A 17,599-nucleotide genomic window follows, 5' to 3' on the forward strand; every position below is an offset into this window, starting at 1 on the left:
AGTGAACTTTTCAGAAACAGTAATCCATGGATGGGATTTTACACCGTCTCAGTTGGCCAGGTTTGTTATGGGGCTATCGCAAAATCCCCAAGATTTGGCGTTAGCCTTTATTGTGGGTTTCGCTGTCTGCTTCTCGTTGTTCTTTCTCATCTTCAAGAAAATGAGATTGAGATGCCCTCAATGCTTGTCGTTGAGATGACGTTTGCGCTCAAAGAACAGTATCCAAATTCGGGTCATTTGCAACCATACCAGGAAACTCCCGGCGGCGTAGTCGAGCATGTTTTAGCAGAAGGTGCAGCCACAGGAGATTCATTATCTCCCTATTCCGGCGGTACTGTAGGCGGTATATTAAGGGGATCTTATGACAATGAAGAATAGAGTTAAAACCATCCTCCGATGGGGTGGAATTAGCATAGTTTCACTTTGCTACTTTATTACACTGATAGCATCAACATTCGCTTACAGTGCATTCAGTGAGCGAGAAAGTATGCAGTTTTATGGCCCAATCCCATTAAAAGAATACAAAGCATCAATAGACTCGCTCATGCAAGCCACTGATGGCGTTTTTAGTGTCGCCTTCTTTGGCTTTGCGATCTGTGTCCCGCTGATCTTAATTATCTTTAAAACGGTACGATAATGAATAAGAAGTACTGGATTAGGTGGACGAGCATCGCGCTCATCTGCGTTGCGTATTACGTTATCGTGATTTGCTTCGAGCTTGTATTCGCAGTGAACTTTTCAGAAACAGTAAGCCAGGGATGGGATTTTACGCCCTCTCAGCTGACCTGGTTTGTTATGGAGTTATCGCAAAATCACGTTGATTCGGCATTAGCCTCTCTTATAGGTTTCGCTGTCTGCGTTCCTTTGATCTTGCTCATCTTCAAGAAAGTAAGATGACCGCCAAAGGCTGGAGAGATCCAGCCTTTCCCTTTCTTTTTATTAAGACAATACACGCCGAATACCCGTTGGTGGTTCGTCGTTGAATGTCAGAACGATCAAAAACAACCTTCGCATAGTAAGTTTCTGAAACTAAACACATGCAGACCAATTTTCGGCGGTGTTTTGTAAGAAGAAGGGAATTCTGGAGCGGGCGAAGGGAATCGAACCCTCGTATAGAGCTTGGGAAGCTCTCGTTCTACCATTGAACTACGCCCGCATTGAGATGCGACAGGCATTATAACCTCTTAGCGCGTGAGAGCAAGGCGAGTTTGCGGGTAACCGCTGGAGTTTTAAGCAGTTAATCTTCTCTGGTATAGCGCCGTCATTTTGTTGCGAAAATTAGGACAACATAACCTCCCGCGTTACGCTTTCAGGCATAGCATAGCTCCCGTAGTTCCCACTCATTTTCAGAGAATCGCTATGAACGCTAAGCCGTTGGTTTTGGGATTTATTATTTTTGCGGGCTCGTTGAATACTGCACTGGCGGATAGTTGCCAATCGAACATTTTTGGTGGCCAGGATTGCCGCTATGACGATGGCACAACATCCAGCAGCCAGGCCAATATTTTCGGCGGGCAGGATACCAGGTACAGCGACGGAAGAACCACAACCAGCCGAGCCAATATCTTTGGTGGGCAAGATACAACGTCCAGTGACGGTAAATCATCCAGCAGCAGAGCGAATATCTTTGGCGGCCAGGACACCGATTACAGCGACGGTAGCCATTCCAGCAGCCGGGCCAACATTTTCGATGGCCAGGATACTAGCTACAGCAACGGTAAGTCCTCAACCAGCCGCGCAAATATCTTCGGCGGCCAGGATACGCAAAACAATTAATTCCAGACAACTATTCGAGCTAACAGGCCGGGCGACCGCCTGTTAGCTTTACTCATCAGCATTTCGGCGGGCTGCCCTGAGGCGGTAAATAACGCAGCGGATCGATAGCTGTCGCCTTATAGCGCAGCTGGAAGTGCAGGCGCACGGAATCCGCGTCACTGCTGCCCATGGTGGCGATCTTCTGCCCCGCTTTCACACTCTGCCCGTTATTGACCAGCAGCGTATCGTTGTGCGCGTAAGCGGTAATGTACTCTTCGCTATGCTTAATCATGATCAGGTTACCGTAGCCGCGCAGCTGATTGCCGACATAGACCACCTTCCCGGCGCCAGAGGCATAAACCGGTTGGCCGCGTGTACCAGCGATATCAATGCCTTTGTTCCCGCCATCAGAGGTGGAATAGGTCATGATGACTTTTCCGGTTGTCGGCCAGCGCCAGCAGCGTTGCCCTACCGGCGGCCACGACGAGAGCGGAACCTGCGAGGAAGGCACCACTTTCGCAGTCTTAGTACCGGATTTTGTCGAGGATGAGGTGGTTTTCGACGAGCCATTCACTTTCAATCGCTGCCCCACTTCAATGGTATACGGCGGTGAAATACCGTTCATGCTGGCAAGATCTTTTACGCTGGTGCCGGTAATACGGGATATGCGGTACAGGGTATCGCCCCGCTTCACCGTATAAACGGAGCCGGAATAAGTAGAGTTACTACCGGCGCAGCTCGCCAGCAGCAAACTGATTGCCAGGCAAATGACAATACGAAACGGGCTTTTCGTCAGGCATCCTGCGCGCAAAACAGATCCTCGAATAGAATAAATGGCGACATATCATACCAGCCACTCGCCGGTTGCTAAACCCTTCAAACGGAGTTGCGCGGAATCGGGTAACCCTGCGCGATAATTTCCATTATCTCCGGCAAAAAAGGCGTGGAGGGCATCTTCACCAGCGCCGGATAAAATACCTGCGGTGAGGGAAACACATCCACAACATGGCAATGGCTGAGTTTACGGGCGTCGACTTCCGATGACGGCAGCAGCGTTGCCGCGGCAAGGCCAGACTCCAGCCACTCCAGAATCACCCCCGGCTGGGTGATGTGCATAATCACCTTCGGGTTACCACCCGCTTTACGAAACAGATCGATCAGCATCTCGTAAGTGCCGGCGTCTTTTGCCCGGTGCAGCAGCACCAGCGGGAACGCCGCCAGCGCCTGGTAATCAAACGAACTCACAGGAGCTTGCGCCAGGCACTGCTTACTGATCACCGCCACCAGCCGCACCGGATCAAAAGACACATAATCGAAGCCTTCGCTGCGATAAGGCCGCTGGATCATCGCCAGATCGATCGTGCCTTCATTGAGCATGGTTTCTAAATGGCTGGAATCAGTAACGGATATATTAATTTCAGCGTCGGGGTGGCGCTTATAAAGCTCCAGTAATAACGGTTTAAAATAGCATTGAAAAAGATGGGTTAAGCCGAGTCTTAGCTGGAATTTTTCTTTATTGGCAATTGCTACAGTTTCCCGTGCCGTATCTTCAACCTGACGTAATATTTCACAGGCTTTACGATAAAGAAAATAACCGGCTTCTGTGGGTTCAATTCTGTTTCCCTGACGCGAAAATAAGGAAACCTGTAACTCTTCCTCCAGTTCCTGGATCCGTTTACTGAGCGGCGGCTGCGCCATATTCAGCACTTTCGCCGCCTGGCTTACGGAGCCCTGCTCTACCACACGGCAAAAATAACGCAATCTTTTCAAATCCATACCGCTTTTCTCCGCTATACCTGAGCGCTCAGTATCACACCTGGCGTAAAAAAGGAAAAGCACGACATTTTATGTCATTTATCAACCTGAATTTAACATTCTTATAAAGAGTACTTTTTTGATCTGGTCTGCCTCAGGAAAACGGTATTTGTTTAATCACCACAGGAAAAATAAGGTAACGGCAGTCAGTAAATTCCCATCTGAAAATGGAAAAGACCATGTCAAATAGCAAAAATCATAATGCCAGCGGCGTTTGCGATTTACGTTCTGCTCTTGAATTACTCAAAACATTGCCCGGTGAATATGTGGAAACCGACACCGAAGTGGATCCACACGCGGAACTCTCCGGGGTTTATCGTTATGTTGGCGCAGGCGGAACCTGCCAGCGCCCGACGCGGAAAAACGGCCCGGTGATGGTGTTCAACAAGGTAAAAGGTTTTCAGGATATCAGCGTCGCCATCGGCCTCAACGGTTCCCGCAAACGCGTTAGCCACTTCCTTAACTGCGCGCCGGAAAAACTTGGTCACCTGCTGAAAGACTCGGTACAAAACCCGATTCCGCCAGTGCTGACCCAAGACCACGCGGTGTGCCAGGAAGTGGTGCATCTGGCAAGTGATGCGAATTTCGATCTACGCAAATTGCTACCTGCACCAACGAACACCGAAGAAGATGCTGGCCCCTACATTACCATGGGTCTGTGTTACGCCTCTGATCCAGAAACGCGTGAATCCGATATCACCATTCACCGCCTGTGCGTGCAGAGCCGCGATGAACTGTCGATGTGGCTAACGCCGGGTCGCCATATCGACGCATTTCGCATGAAAGCGGAAGCAGCGGGGAAACCGCTGCCGATCTCCATCAGTATCGGTGTCGATCCGGCAATTGAAATTGCCGCCTGTTTTGAGCCGCCGACCACACCGCTGGGTTATGACGAACTGAGCGTTGCCGGTGCGCTACGCGGGCACGCCGTGGAAATGGTGCAGTGTAAAACCATCGACGAACGCGCCATTGCCCATGCGGAAATCGTTATTGAAGGCGAACTGCTGCCGCACGTGCGTCTGCGTGAAGATCAGAACACCGATACCGGCAAAGCGATGCCTGAGTTTCCTGGCTACACCGGCGAAGCCAAAGAAGCCCTGCCGGTTATCAAGGTGAAAGCGGTAACCCATCGCTATAACCCGATCTGGCGTACCACGGTTGGGCCGGGCGAAGAACACGTCAACATGGCGGGTATTCCGACAGAAGCCAGCATTCTTGATATGGTGGGGCGCGCCATGCCGGGTAAACTGCTTAACGTCTTCGCACACTCAGCGGGCGGCGGCAAGCTGCTGGCAGTGATGCAATTCAAAAAATTCTCGCCTGCGGATGAAGGCCGTCAACGCCAGTCCGCGCTGCTTGCATTCTCCGCGTTCCCGGAACTGAAACACGTGATTCTGGTTGATGAAGATGTCGACATTTTCGACAGCGACGATGTGCTGTGGGCGATGCAAACCCGTTATCAGGGCGATGTCGATACCGTCACCATTCCCGGCGTACGTTGTCACCCGCTCGATCCATCGCAGGTGCCGGAATACAGCCCGAGCATTTTGCAGCAGGGCATGTCCTGCAAAACCATTTTTGACTGTACGGTGCCGTTCCATCTGAAAAGCCACTTTGAACGCTCGAAATTCAAAGCGGTGGATGTGAAACGCTTCCTGCCAGATTTCGAATAAGGGGGCCGGTGTGACCACATTGCAACGCATCATTGTTGGCATCAGCGGCGCTTCCGGTTTTCAGTATGGCGTAAAAGCACTTGAGCTTTTGCGCGGGCAGCCGCTGGAAGTCCATTTGGTTGTCTCGAAAGGGGCGGAAAAAACCTGTGCGCTGGAGACGGATTATCAGCTAGATGAGGTGATGGCGCTTGCGGATGTGGTGCATCCTGTCGGCAATCTTGGGGCTGCCATTTCCAGCGGATCGTATAAAACCATGGGCATGCTGGTTGCGCCCTGCTCCATGCGAACGCTGGGATCTATCGCCAACTGCCTGACGGATAACCTGCTAACCCGCGCCGCCGACGTGGTGCTCAAAGAGCGCCGCCGTCTGGTGCTGCTGGCGCGCGAAACGCCGCTTCATCTCGGGCATATTCGCAATATGCAGGCAGTGACGGAAATGGGCGGGATTATTTTCCCGCCGGTCCCGGCGCTCTACCAGCGTCCGCAATCCACTGATGAGATCATTACCCACAGCGTCAGCCGTGCGCTGGATCTGTTTGGTATTGATGTGAAAAATCTCCCGCGCTGGGGCGAGGGAAACCTCGCTCATCACGCGTAACGTGCAGGAAACATTATGTTAATCGGTCCTTATGTGAACGGCGCCGCCGTCATTGTTGGTGGTCTGCTCGGTTCACTGGTTGGTACGCGCATTCCCGAACGTGTGAAAGTGGCGCTGCCGCTGACATTTGGTTTGTGCTCTGTTGGTCTGGGTATCAATCTCGTTATTAAAGTGAAATTTATGCCCGCCGTGGTGCTGGCGATGGTAATCGGCGCGGTGATCGGCGAAGCGTTTTTCCTCGAAAAACAGATCGGCAAAGCGGCCGGTACCACGCGTGGTTTAATCAACCGTATTTTCCCGCCGGTTCAGGGTCTTACCCATGATGAATTCACCGAGAAGTTCGTCGCCATTCTGGTGCTGTTTTGCGCCAGCGGCACGGGGATTTTCGGTGCGATGCATGAAGGCATGACCGGCGATCCCTCGATTTTGTATATCAAGACGGTGCTGGATCTGTTCACGGCGGCGATTTTTGCCACCATGCTCGGCTTCTCAGTGATGACTATCGGTATTCCGCTGATCATCGTCCAGGTAGCGCTGGCTACGCTCGCGGTCTTTATCCTGCATATGATCACCCCGGATATGATGGGCGACTTCTCCTGCGCGGGTGGTTTAATCATGGTGGCGACCGGGCTGAGAATTTGTAATATCAAGCCTTTTCCGGTGGCGAACATGCTTCCCGGTCTGGTACTGGTGATGCCCTTTTCCGCTCTCTGGGCCACTCTTTTTGCCTGAGCCTCGGATATACTAGCGTTTGCCCGGTGGCGCTGTGCCTGGCAGGTCCGCGAGATCACGTTCTCCCGGTAAGTCAGGCATAGCGCCACCCGGCGTTGTTATGTTCGGGAGTCGTTATGGTTATACAAGAGCACGTTATTTTAGTTAACGACCAGGGAGAGGTACTCGGCACAAAGGAGAAATATGCCGCGCATACCTCACATACACCGCTGCATCTGGCTTTCTCCTCCTGGCTTTTTCGCCCGACAGGCGAATGTCTGGTTACCCGCCGCGCCATGAGTAAGAAAGCCTGGCCCGGCGTCTGGACCAACTCCGTTTGCGGCCATCCGCAAATGGGTGAAACCATTGAGCAGGCGATTGTCCGCCGCTGCCGCTACGAAGTGGGAGCCGAAATCGCCGCTATCACCACTATCGCACCGGGTTTTCGCTACCGGGAAACCGATCCTTCAGGCATTGTCGAAAATGAGATCTGCCCGGTCTTTGCCGCAGAGATCGTATCGCCGCTTAAAATAAACAGTGATGAAGTGATGGAATATCAGTGGGTTAAACTGGATGCGTTGCTGCACGCGCTCAATGCTGCGCCCTGGGCTTTCAGCCCGTGGATGGCGGCGGAAGCCACAAGCGCGGAAAAGCAGTTACGACAATTTGCCGCAGAATTAGCGCAATAAAAAAGCCCCGACGCGACAAACGCCGGGGCTTTTTTTATCGCTGAGCGATTATTTCACCGGACGCATCGCCGGGAACAGGATCACATCGCGAATGGTATGGCTGTTGGTGAACAGCATCACCATACGGTCGATACCGATACCCAGGCCGGCAGTCGGCGGTAAGCCGTGTTCCAGCGCGGTCACGTAGTCTTCGTCGAAGAACATTGCTTCGTCGTCGCCCGCTGCTTTCGCATCGACCTGATCCTGGAAGCGCTGCGCCTGATCTTCCGCGTCGTTCAGCTCGCTAAAGCCGTTACCGATTTCACGTCCGCCAATGAAGAACTCAAAGCGGTCGGTGATTTCCGGGTTCTGATCGTTACGACGCGCCAGCGGCGAAACTTCCGCCGGGTATTCGGTAATGAAGGTCGGCTGGATCAAGTGCGCTTCGGCCACTTCTTCGAAGATCTCCGTGACGATACGGCCCAGACCCCAGCTCTTCTCAACCTTGATACCGATGCTGTCAGCAATTGCTTTCGCGCTGTCGAAATTATCCAGATCCGCCATGTTGGTTTCCGGACGGTATTTCTTGATCGCTTCGCGCATGGTCAGTTTTTCGAACGGCTTGCCGAAATCAAACACTTCGTCGCCGTACGGCACTTCGGTTTTGCCGAGGATGTTCTGCGCAAGCGTACGGAACAGAGATTCGGTCAGCTCGATCAGATCTTTATAATCCGCGTACGCCATATAGAGTTCCATCATGGTGAACTCAGGGTTATGGCGAACGGAGATACCTTCGTTACGGAAGTTACGGTTGATTTCGAACACGCGCTCGAAACCGCCAACCACCAGACGTTTAAGGTACAGTTCCGGCGCGATACGCAGGTACATGTCGAGATCCAGCGCATTATGGTGGGTGACAAACGGACGCGCAGACGCACCGCCCGGGATCACCTGCATCATCGGCGTTTCCACTTCCATAAAGTCGCGGCCTACCATGAACTGGCGGATACCGGCCAGGATCTGCGAGCGAATTTTGAAAGTGTTGCGGGATTCATCATTCGAGATGAGATCCAGGTAACGCTGACGATAGCGCGCTTCCTGATCCTGCAAACCGTGGAATTTGTCCGGCAACGGACGCAGCGCTTTAGTCAGCAGGCGCAGCTCGGTGCAATGGATAGAGAGTTCACCGGTCTTGGTCTTGAACAGCTTGCCGCGCGCGCCGAGGATATCGCCGAGATCCCATTTTTTGAACTGCTCGTTGTAGACACCTTCCGCCAGATCGTCACGAGAGACATACAGCTGAATGCGGCCCCCCATGTCCTGCAAGGTTACGAAAGAGGCTTTACCCATGATGCGGCGGGTCATCATACGGCCCGCAACGGCGACTTCAATGCCCAGCGCTTCCAGCTCTTCGTTCTCTTTGGCATCGAATTCCGCATGTAGCTTGTCAGAGGTCTGATCGCGACGGAAATCGTTCGGGAACGCCACGCCCTGCTCACGCAGTTGCGCCAGCTTCTCGCGGCGAGTTTTCAGTTCATTATTAAGATCGACTGCCGCGTCAGCGCCTTGTGCTTGTTGTTCAGACATGTTGGTTCCTCATAACCCTGCTTTCAAACTTGCTTCGATAAATTGATCCAGGCTGCCGTCCAGCACCGCCTGCGTGTTGCGGGTTTCAACCCCGGTGCGCAGATCTTTAATGCGGGAATCATCCAGGACATAAGATCGGATCTGGCTGCCCCAACCGATGTCCGACTTGGTGTCTTCCATCGCCTGTTTCTCAGCATTTTTCTTCTGCATTTCCAGTTCATAAAGCTTCGCCTTCATCTGCTTCATGGCCTGGTCTTTGTTCTTATGCTGGGAGCGGTCGTTCTGGCACTGAGTGACCAGCCCGGTTGGAATGTGGGTAATACGCACCGCGGATTCCGTACGGTTTACGTGCTGACCGCCCGCGCCGGATGCGCGATACACGTCAATGCGCAGGTCCGCCGGGTTGATTTCGATATCAATATCGTCATCCACTTCCGGGTAGACAAACGCGGAGCTAAACGAGGTGTGGCGACGTCCGCCGGAATCGAACGGGCTCTTACGCACCAGGCGATGAACGCCGGTTTCGGTACGCAACCAGCCGTAGGCGTAATCACCCATGATCTTAATGGTGACAGATTTAATGCCGGCAACTTCACCTTCGGACTCTTCAATAATCTCGGTTTTAAAGCCGCGCGCTTCCGCCCAGCGCAGGTACATGCGCATTAACATGCTCGCCCAGTCCTGCGCTTCGGTGCCGCCGGAACCGGCCTGAATATCCAGGTAGCAGTCGGCGCTGTCGTACTCGCCAGAGAACATGCGGCGGAACTCCAGTTGCGCCAGTTTCTCTTCCAGCACATCCAGTTCGGCGACCGCTTCGTTAAAGGTTTCTTCGTCTTCGGCTTCAACCGCCAGATCCAGCAGGCCGCTGACATCTTCCAGCCCCTGACGCATTTGATCCAGCGTATCAACGATAGCTTCGAGTGAGGAACGCTCTTTGCCCAGCGCCTGTGCGCGCTCAGGTTCGTTCCACACGTCCGGCTGTTCCAGCTCGGCGTTTACTTCTTCCAGACGCTCTTTCTTGGCGTCATAGTCAAAGATACCCCCTAAGAACGTCGGAGCGCTCCGTGAGGTCCTGAATACGATTTTTTACCGGGTTAATTTCAAACATGGTCTGATTTCTTTTAATGGACTAGTCAAAATGCGGTGATAAGGGCGGAAGTTTACCGGATTCCCGCCCTGTTTTATAGCGAATACTGGCGCTAAAGTGGCCAGAGATTCTCGATGATCAGCTGTACGCTACGATTGCCGCGAAACTCGTTCACATCCAGTTTATAAGCAATATTTACCTGCCGCACACCGTTGTCCGGCCAGCAGGAGGTATCGACGTTAAAAGCGATACCATCAAGCAGCGGACCGCCGCCAACCGGCTCCAGCATCACCTTGAGATGACGCTCACCCACCAACCGCTGCTGCAGGAGGCGAAACTCACCGTCAAACAGCGGTTCCGGGAACATTTGCCCCCAGGGGCCAGCTTCCCGCAGCATCTCCGCGACTTCCAGCGTCATCTCCTGCGCCGACAGCGGGCCGTCAGAGACAATCTCACCTTGTAATAACGCCGGATCCAGCCATTCGGTCACCAGCTCGCCAAAGCGCTGGCGGAACTCTTCAAAACGGTTTTCTTCCAGCGTCAAACCGGCCGCCATTGCGTGACCGCCGAATTTGAGCATCATGCCAGGAAACAGCATATCCAGACGCTCCAGCGCATCGCGCATATGCAGCCCCTGAATCGAACGCCCCGAGCCTTTCAGCACCCCGTCTCCGGCTGGCGCGAAGGCGATCACCGGGCGGTGAAAGCGCTCTTTAATGCGCGAAGCGAGAATGCCGACCACTCCCTGATGCCACTCGGGATGGTACATAGCTAAGCCGCCGGGCAACGTTTCACCGCTGCGTTCAAGCTGCTCGCACAGCGTCAGCGCTTCTGCCTGCATCCCCTGCTCAATCTCTTTGCGCGTCTGGTTCAACGCGTCAAGATCGCTGGCTAACTGGCGCGCTTCGCCAAGGTTATCGCACAGTAACAGCGCAACCCCTACCGACATATCATCCAGCCTGCCCGCCGCGTTAAGGCGCGGCCCGAGCGCAAAACCGAGATCGCTTGCCGCCAGCTTTTGCGCGTCGCGGTTGGCAATTTCCAGCAGCGCCTTAATGCCCGGACGGCAGCGTCCGGCACGAATACGGCTCAGCCCTTGCCAGGTCAGAATGCGGTTATTGGCATCCAGCGGCACCACGTCCGCTACCGTTCCCAGCGCAACCAAATCAAGCAGTTCCGCCAGATTTGGCATCGCCAGGCCGCGCGCCTCAAACCAGCCGTTGTCACGCAAAAAGGCGCGCAGCGCCAGCATCAGATAGAACGCGACGCCAACCCCGGCCAGCGACTTCGATGGAAAATCACAGTCGCGCAGATTCGGGTTAACAATCGCTTCGGCATCCGGCAGCGTGTCACCCGGCAGATGGTGATCGGTCACTACCACCGGAATGCCGAGTTCATGCGCCCGCGCCACGCCGGCATGTGAGGAGATGCCGTTATCCACCGTCAGAATAAGCTGCGCACCGCGCGCATGCGCTTGATCAACCACTTCCGGGCTCAGCCCATACCCGTCGTCAAAACGGTTCGGCACCAGGTAACTGACGTTTTCGCAACCGAGCGCACGCAATGCCAGCACGCTAAGGGCGGTGCTGGTTGCGCCATCCGCATCGAAATCGCCCACCACAATAATGCGCAGCCCTTCACGTAAGGCGTTATAAAGCTGCGCCACTGCATCATCGATACCGGTAAGTTGTTGCCACGGCAGCATGCCTTTAACACTGCGTTCCAGTTCACTGGCCGTGCGCACACCGCGGCTGGCGTATAAGCGACGCAGCAGCGGCGGCAAGTCTGCGGCCAGTTCTGCTGCGTCATCCACCTCACGGCGGCGAAGTTTTATCTGAGCTTTCACGCGAATTATTTACCGCCGGTCGCTTTTTGATGTTGATCGAGGAAGGCTTTCATTTCCGCCGGAGCCTGATACCCCGGAACGAGGTAGCCGTCATTCAGCACGATGGCTGGCGTGCCGTTGACGCCAAACTGCACGCCCAGCGCGTAATGGTTGGCGATGTCGATATCGCAGCTGGCGGGTTTCACCTCTTTACCTTCCATCGCGTTATCGAAGGCTTTTTTAGGATCTTTTGCACACCAGATAGCCTTCATCTGGTTTTCAACTTCGCTTGGCACACCCTGACGCGGGAAGGCAAGGTAACGCACGGTGATGCCGAGCGCGTTGTAGTCTGCCATTTCGCTATGCAGTTTCTGGCAGTAGCCACACGTGATATCGGTGAACACGGTGATGACATGTTTTTCCTGTGGCGCTTTGTAGACAATCATCTCTTTTTCCAGCGCGTTCAGATGCGGTAACAGCATCTTCGTGGTGACGTTCACTGGCTGCGCGCCGCTGACATCGTACATCGGTCCCTGGATGATATGTTTGCCATCTTCGGTTACATACAGCACGCCGCTGTTGGTCAATACGGCTTTCATTCCGGCAACAGGTGCGGGCAGCACTTCACCACTTTGTACACCCAGTTTTGCCAGCGACTGTTTGATAGCCGCATCATCGGCATGCGCCGCGCCGGTAAACGCAGCCAGCAGGGTGAACATCACTAAACCTTTTTTCATAACACATCCTTAGATTGTCAGCATTCACGCCCGCGGGTGATGCTGTTGATGAAGCTTGCGCAGTCGCTCGGTAGCGACATGCGTATAAATTTGCGTGGTCGATAAATCCTGGTGGCCTAAAAGCATTTGCACCACGCGCAGATCCGCGCCGTGGTTCAGCAGATGAGTGGCAAACGCATGGCGCAAAACGTGGGGCGAGAGCTTTTCACTGTCGATGCCCGCAAGCGCCGCATAGTGCTTGATGCGGTGCCAGAAAGTCTGGCGCGTCATCTGCTGCGCGCGCTGGCTGGGAAACAGCACATCAATCGAGACACCGTTTAGCAGCCAGGGGCGACCATGCTCCAGATAGTTTTCGACCCAGTACACCGCCTCTTCGCCCAGCGGCACCAGGCGTTCTTTATTACCTTTACCAATCACTCGCACCACGCCCTGGCGCAGGCTGATATCACTCATCGTCAGGCCAACCAGTTCAGAGACGCGAAGGCCGGTGGCATACAACACCTCAAGCATCGCTTTATCGCGTAACTCCAGCGGTTGGTCAACCACCGGCGCCTGCAAAAGCCTGCCCACCTGCGTTTCACTCAAGTCTTTCGGTAAACGTTGCGGCAATTTAGGTGATGCGAGTAAAGCGCTGGGATCGTCGCTGCGTATTTTTTCCCGATAAAGGTACTGAAAAAAACGCCGCACGGCGCTAAGCAAGCGCGCCGAGCTGGTGGCCTTATAACCACCGCTCACCCTTTCAGCTAACAGCGCTTGTAAATCATCGCTTTGCGCTTTTTCAAGACTGCTGGCGTGGTGGTGCAGCCACTCCACCACGATTTTCAAATCGCGGCGGTAAGCGTTTAGCGTATTTTCCGCCAGGTTGTTCTCAAGCCAGAGAGCATCGAGAAACTGTTCGATACGTACGAGATCCTGTTCCATCCAGCGTCTCCTTTACTCAAACGCTGCATTATGCCTGATTGATGTACGATTCTGGTACACTGCGTGAAAAGACACATCAAGAATCGAGAAGTTTACGTTATGAATATCGGTCTGTTTTACGGTTCCAGCACCTGCTACACCGAAATGGCGGCAGAAAAAATTCGCGATATTATCGGCCCGGAACTGGTGACGCTGCACAACCTGAAAGACGATGCTCCCGCCCTGATGGAACAGTACGATGCGCTTATTCTGGGCATTCCAACCTGGGATTTCGGCGAGCTGCAGGAAGATTGGGAAGCGATTTGGGATCAGCTTGATAACCTCAATCTCGACGGAAAAATCATTGCGTTGTACGGCATGGGCGATCAGCTCGGTTACGGCGAATGGTTCCTCGACGCACTCGGCATGCTCCACGACAAACTGGCCCCCAAAGGCGCGACATTCATCGGTTACTGGCCGACAGAAGGCTATGAGTTTACCAGTAAAAAACCAGTCATTGCCGACGGGCAGCTCTTTGTCGGGCTGGCGCTGGATGAAACCAATCAGTACGATTTAAGCGATGAACGTATTCAAGGCTGGTGCGAGCAAATACTCACGGAAATGGCGGAACGGCTCGGCTGAGCCATCCCCCACCTTAATGCAGCCCCTGCGCCGGGTTTTGGGTGATCATCCGGCGTAGATCGCGCCACTCCTGCGAATCCATACTGTCTGCCGCCAGCCATAAATGCTGGCGCCGCCCATCTTCCGCACGGCGTAAACGCAACATCATGCCACCGCGGATCATCCAGGGCGTACCGACAATATCCCACTCCACACCTTGCCAGCGCAGGCGGGAATCCATCAGCAATTTGATCTCGCCATGGCAGGCGTTGATCCGCCGCTGGCTGCGCACACAGTCGAAAACCACGAGCGACAGCAGCAAAAGCCACAGCGGCGTATAGCTCAACGGCCAGGGCATAAAAAGAATGAACGCCGCCACCAGCCCGTGCAGTAATAACGAAATCCATTGTGCGCGCCATGAGACGCGTAAATCAGATTGCCACAGGACCACGATCCCGATTCCGTGTCTGAATTAACTGCACCATTCGCTGCAACTCCGCGTCCTGGGGTTTGCCATGATTCATCAACCAGTTGAATAAATCCGGATCATCACTCTCCAGCAGACGCACAAACAGGTGCTTGTCATGGTCGCTGAGCGAGTCGTACTCGTGTTCGAAAAAAGGCATGATGGAGATATCGAGTTCGCGCATTCCGCGGCGACAGGCCCAATGGATACGGGCTTTATTATTAATATCCATGTTCTTCTCCCTTCATAGGCATGAAGGCCTATTGTAACGTGTTTTTAATATTCCTTTTGCGGAATATTTCGCTTCCCGGGCCAGCTTCCAGAATAAATCGCATCGTCTGCAAAATTATCACTGTGCTGCGTAGCGCCTCGCAATGCTCGCACAATGGCACAAATCGCATGCTTTATCGCTTGCATTGAACAATGGCTCTTTTACCATTAAGTACCAACACAGCGTTAAGCTAATCAGGACATTATTATGGCTTTTACTCCATTTCCTCCGCGTCAGCCGACCGCATCTGCCCGTCTGCCGCTGACGCTTATGACGCTCGATGACTGGGCGCTGGCAACCATTACCGGTGCGGATAGCGAGAAATATCTGCAAGGCCAGGTTACCGCTGACGTATCGAAGATGGCGGCGGATCAGCATCTGCTGGCGGCGCATTGCGATTCTAAAGGCAAAATGTGGAGCAATATGCGGTTGTTTCACTATCAGGAAGGGTTTGCCTGGATTTTGCGCCGCAGCGTGCGTGAATCGCAGTTGCGCGAACTGAAAAAGTACGCCGTATTTTCAAAAGTCACTATCGCCGCAGATGACGAACATGTGCTGCTGGGCGTTGCTGGTTTTCAGGCTCGCGCCGCGTTGGCTAATCTCTTCACAACCCTGCCGGACAGCGAAAAGCAGGTTGTACAAGACGGTGAAACAACCATTCTGTGGTTTGAACATCCGGGCGAACGGTTCCTGCTGGTTACCGATGTCGCAACAGCAGAACAGGTGACGGATAAACTGCGCGGTGAAGCACAGCTTAATAACAGCCAACAGTGGCTGGCGCTGAATATCGAAGCCGGGTTACCCGTAATTGACGAGCCAAACAGCGCACAGTTTATTCCGCAGGCGACCAACCTGCAGGCGCTGGGTGGCATCAGCTTCAAAAAAGGGTGCTATACCGGGCAGGAAATGGTTGCTCGCGCGAAATTCCGCGGAGCCAACAAACGTGCGCTGTGGTACCTGGCAGGCGCTGCCAGCCGCACGCCGGAAGCGGGTGAAGATCTTGAGTTAAAAATGGGTGAAAACTGGCGTCGCACCGGTACGGTGCTGGCATCAACTCAGTTAGATGATGGCCGCGTGCTGGTTCAGGTCGTGATGAATAATGACATGGAACCAGACAGCGTGTTCCGCGTACGCGACGACGCCAATACGTTAAGCATTGAGCCTCTGCCCTACTCGCTGGAAGAAGAATAATCCGCGTTAACACATCCGCGCATGCTACAGCCGGGCCGGCAAAAGCCGCCCGGCGCTACCGTTTAAACTTGTCCGACGTACAAATAGATTGCCAGGAAGTGACACACACTGCCGCCCAGCACAAAGCCGTGCCAGATCGCGTGATTGTAGGGGATACGTTTACAGACGTAGAAAATGACGCCCAACGAGTACACCAGCCCGCCGACAGCCAGCAGCGTCACGCCGCCCACGGATAACCGCGTCGCAAGCTGATAAATCACAATCAACGACAGCCAGCCCATCGTCAGGTATGTCACCAGCGACAGCACTTTGAACCGGTGCGCAATGGTGAGCTTAAACAGGATCCCCAGTAAGGCGAGGCTCCAGATAACAATCATCAACCCACGCGCCAGCGGTGAATCCAGCCCAACCAGTAAAAAAGGCGTATAGGTTCCGGCAATCAGCAGATAAATGGCGCAGTGGTCAAATTTCTTTAACCATACTTTTGCGCGCTGATGGGGGATCGCATGGTACAACGTGGAGGCCAGAAACAGCAGGATCATGCTGCCGCCATAAAGCGCGTAGCTGGTAATCGCCGTCATACTGGCGTTGCTGTCTACCGCCTGCACCAGCAGCAGTACCAGGCCGACAATACCGAACACCAGCCCGATGCCGTGGCTGATGCTGTTGGCAATTTCCTCTGCCAGTGTGTATCCCTGTGCGATTAAAGGTTTCTTAACCATGGTAACTCCGGGAAAACTCAAAAAAACGTCGCAACACTAGAGTAACTGAGAATGATTCCAGTGCACACCTGTACGCTAAAATAAATATCGTTGATGAATGTTTCATGACGTGGGCTGCCCCCATGAATGCAAAAGTCAGGGAAACGGCGCCGGAGTTATGGCAGCATGTGGGCACGCAAAAAGCCTGCCGGGTTGTATTGGGCTACGTTTACAGCAAGCAAAGGATATCGCCGTGACAATGTTTACTCACTCCGCCATCGCCAGCCTGAATACTCTGGAGATGTTGGTTTACAACTTTGTCATCAAAAATCGCGACAAAGTGATGTACATGACCATTCGTGAACTGGCCGATGCAGCGGGCGTCTCCACCACGACCGTGTTGCGCTTTTGCCGCAAGCTCAACTGCGAAGGCTACTCTGAATTTCGCGTACGTTTTAAATTATATTTAGAGCAAAATGAGCCGCCACAAGCGAATTTTGGCGCCAGCGAAGTGATCAGCTTTTTTAAAAGCGTCAACAATGATGAGTTTGATAAATTATTAGATAACACCGTTGAGATTATATTATCTTCCGAGCGCGTTATATTTGTCGGCGCAGGCACATCGGGTGCACTGGCTAAATATGGTGCAAGATTTTTCTCAAATATCGGTAAGTTCAGTAACCATATCGACGATCCTTATTTCCCGGTTACCAATGATATGGCAAAAAATGCGCTGGCAATTGTCCTTTCAGTTTCTGGCGAGACGGAAGAGATCCTCCGTTTTGCCAGCCAGTTCAGCCTGCACCACTGCAAAGTGCTGTCGATCACCAGCCACGAACACTCCCGACTGGCGAAACTGGCGGACTTTAATATCTCCTGGCATGTGCCGCAAATGCGCATTAGCGGCGGCTACGATATCACTACGCAAATCCCTGTTATTTATATTCTCGAGTCGCTGGGACGTAAACTGGCGAAGAAAATAGCATAAAAAAA

Annotated in this window: 19 protein-coding genes and 1 tRNA gene; 9 read left to right on the top strand and 11 right to left on the bottom strand. The window is 53.4% G+C overall.

The features are described 5' to 3' along the window. The first annotated feature begins 30 nt into the window (after positions 1-30). Entirely contained in the window at positions 31-378 is a 348-nt protein-coding gene (locus H650_RS25715) for a hypothetical protein (protein ID WP_189660103.1), read from the top strand. A gap of 704 nt (positions 379-1,082) precedes the next feature. Here H650_RS25715 and H650_RS09855 read toward each other — a convergent pair. Next, positions 1,083-1,156 (bottom strand) — tRNA-Gly (locus tag H650_RS09855). 203 nt (positions 1,157-1,359) lie between these two features. On the opposite strand from H650_RS09855, the gene H650_RS09860 reads away from it, so the two are divergent. Next, entirely contained in the window at positions 1,360-1,776 is a 417-nt protein-coding gene (locus H650_RS09860) for a hypothetical protein (RefSeq protein ID WP_020455121.1), read from the top strand. 55 nt (positions 1,777-1,831) lie between these two features. Here H650_RS09860 and actS read toward each other — a convergent pair whose 3' ends face one another. Both actS and H650_RS09870 read right to left on the bottom strand, forming a co-directional pair. Next, positions 1,832-2,566: an amidase activator ActS gene (gene actS / locus H650_RS09865; RefSeq protein ID WP_020455122.1), complete on the bottom strand. Its 735-nt coding sequence runs from the start codon at positions 2,564-2,566 to the stop codon at positions 1,832-1,834. Between the two features lie 65 nt (positions 2,567-2,631). Beyond that, on the bottom strand, positions 2,632-3,531 hold the full coding sequence (locus tag H650_RS09870) for a LysR family transcriptional regulator (protein ID WP_020455123.1): 900 nt from the start codon (positions 3,529-3,531) through the stop codon (positions 2,632-2,634). Between the two features lie 218 nt (positions 3,532-3,749). Between H650_RS09870 and H650_RS09875 the strand changes: the two genes are divergently transcribed. The 4 genes from H650_RS09875 (at position 3,750) to idi (ending at position 7,241) form a co-directional block, all read left to right on the top strand. Next, positions 3,750-5,243 (top strand): UbiD family decarboxylase, encoded by a 1,494-nt coding sequence (locus tag H650_RS09875; RefSeq protein WP_020455124.1) that lies wholly within the window; start codon positions 3,750-3,752, stop codon positions 5,241-5,243. A 10-nt stretch (positions 5,244-5,253) separates the two neighbouring features. Then, positions 5,254-5,841 (top strand): UbiX family flavin prenyltransferase, encoded by a 588-nt coding sequence (locus H650_RS09880; protein WP_020455125.1) that lies wholly within the window; start codon positions 5,254-5,256, stop codon positions 5,839-5,841. A 15-nt stretch (positions 5,842-5,856) separates the two neighbouring features. Beyond that, positions 5,857-6,573, top strand: a complete 717-nt coding sequence (locus H650_RS09885; protein WP_020455126.1) for a DUF554 domain-containing protein — start codon at positions 5,857-5,859, stop codon at positions 6,571-6,573. A 116-nt stretch (positions 6,574-6,689) separates the two neighbouring features. Continuing rightward, positions 6,690-7,241 (top strand): isopentenyl-diphosphate Delta-isomerase, encoded by a 552-nt coding sequence (idi, locus tag H650_RS09890; protein WP_020455127.1) that lies wholly within the window; start codon positions 6,690-6,692, stop codon positions 7,239-7,241. Positions 7,242-7,289: 48 nt separating this feature from the next. On the opposite strand, the gene lysS is transcribed toward idi, so the two are convergent. From lysS to xerD, 5 genes are all read right to left on the bottom strand, one after another. Continuing rightward, positions 7,290-8,807 carry a lysine--tRNA ligase gene (lysS, locus tag H650_RS09895; RefSeq protein ID WP_020455128.1) on the bottom strand — a complete coding sequence of 506 codons (1,518 nt, stop codon included), beginning with the start codon at positions 8,805-8,807 and terminating at the stop codon, positions 7,290-7,292. A 9-nt stretch (positions 8,808-8,816) separates the two neighbouring features. Further along, positions 8,817-9,915, bottom strand: a protein-coding gene (gene prfB, locus H650_RS09900) for a peptide chain release factor 2 (protein ID WP_097406127.1) whose coding sequence is annotated in 2 segments (ribosomal slippage) — positions 8,817-9,839 and positions 9,841-9,915 — 1,098 coding nt in all. Because the reading frame shifts where the segments join, the coding sequence is not laid out codon by codon here. Between the two features lie 91 nt (positions 9,916-10,006). Then, entirely contained in the window at positions 10,007-11,740 is a 1,734-nt protein-coding gene (recJ, locus tag H650_RS09905) for a single-stranded-DNA-specific exonuclease RecJ (RefSeq protein WP_020455130.1), read from the bottom strand. A gap of 5 nt (positions 11,741-11,745) precedes the next feature. Next, the gene (dsbC, locus tag H650_RS09910; protein ID WP_020455131.1) at positions 11,746-12,456 is read right to left on the bottom strand and encodes a bifunctional protein-disulfide isomerase/oxidoreductase DsbC; all 711 of its coding nucleotides are present in this window, start codon (positions 12,454-12,456) and stop codon (positions 11,746-11,748) included. A gap of 24 nt (positions 12,457-12,480) precedes the next feature. Continuing rightward, positions 12,481-13,377, bottom strand: a complete 897-nt coding sequence (gene xerD / locus H650_RS09915) for a site-specific tyrosine recombinase XerD (RefSeq protein ID WP_020455132.1) — start codon at positions 13,375-13,377, stop codon at positions 12,481-12,483. 99 nt (positions 13,378-13,476) lie between these two features. Here xerD and fldB point away from each other — a divergent pair, with 99 nt between their 5' ends. Next, positions 13,477-13,998, top strand: coding sequence for a flavodoxin FldB (gene fldB / locus H650_RS09920; protein WP_020455133.1), 522 nt, complete (start codon positions 13,477-13,479; stop codon positions 13,996-13,998). Between the two features lie 13 nt (positions 13,999-14,011). Here the strand turns inward: fldB and H650_RS09925 are convergent, their stop codons facing one another. Further along, positions 14,012-14,428 (bottom strand): protein YgfX, encoded by a 417-nt coding sequence (locus H650_RS09925; protein WP_020455134.1) that lies wholly within the window; start codon positions 14,426-14,428, stop codon positions 14,012-14,014. After that, a complete protein-coding gene (gene sdhE / locus H650_RS09930; protein WP_020455135.1) occupies positions 14,409-14,675 on the bottom strand; it encodes an FAD assembly factor SdhE in 267 nt (88 codons plus the stop codon). The genes H650_RS09925 and sdhE overlap by 20 nt, the downstream gene beginning before the upstream one ends. Positions 14,676-14,921: 246 nt before the next feature. Between sdhE and ygfZ the strand changes: the two genes are divergently transcribed. Then, positions 14,922-15,905, top strand: a complete 984-nt coding sequence (gene ygfZ / locus H650_RS09935) for a tRNA-modifying protein YgfZ (RefSeq protein WP_020455136.1) — start codon at positions 14,922-14,924, stop codon at positions 15,903-15,905. 62 nt (positions 15,906-15,967) lie between these two features. Here ygfZ and trhA read toward each other — a convergent pair whose 3' ends face one another. After that, positions 15,968-16,627 (bottom strand): PAQR family membrane homeostasis protein TrhA, encoded by a 660-nt coding sequence (gene trhA, locus H650_RS09940; protein WP_020455137.1) that lies wholly within the window; start codon positions 16,625-16,627, stop codon positions 15,968-15,970. Between the two features lie 238 nt (positions 16,628-16,865). Between trhA and H650_RS09945 the strand changes: the two genes are divergently transcribed. Continuing rightward, positions 16,866-17,594 carry a MurR/RpiR family transcriptional regulator gene (locus H650_RS09945; RefSeq protein ID WP_044489733.1) on the top strand — a complete coding sequence of 243 codons (729 nt, stop codon included), beginning with the start codon at positions 16,866-16,868 and terminating at the stop codon, positions 17,592-17,594. Positions 17,595-17,599 lie beyond the last annotated feature (5 nt).

The sequence above is a fragment of the Enterobacter sp. R4-368 genome (assembly GCF_000410515.1).
GTDB lineage: Bacteria > Pseudomonadota > Gammaproteobacteria > Enterobacterales > Enterobacteriaceae > Kosakonia.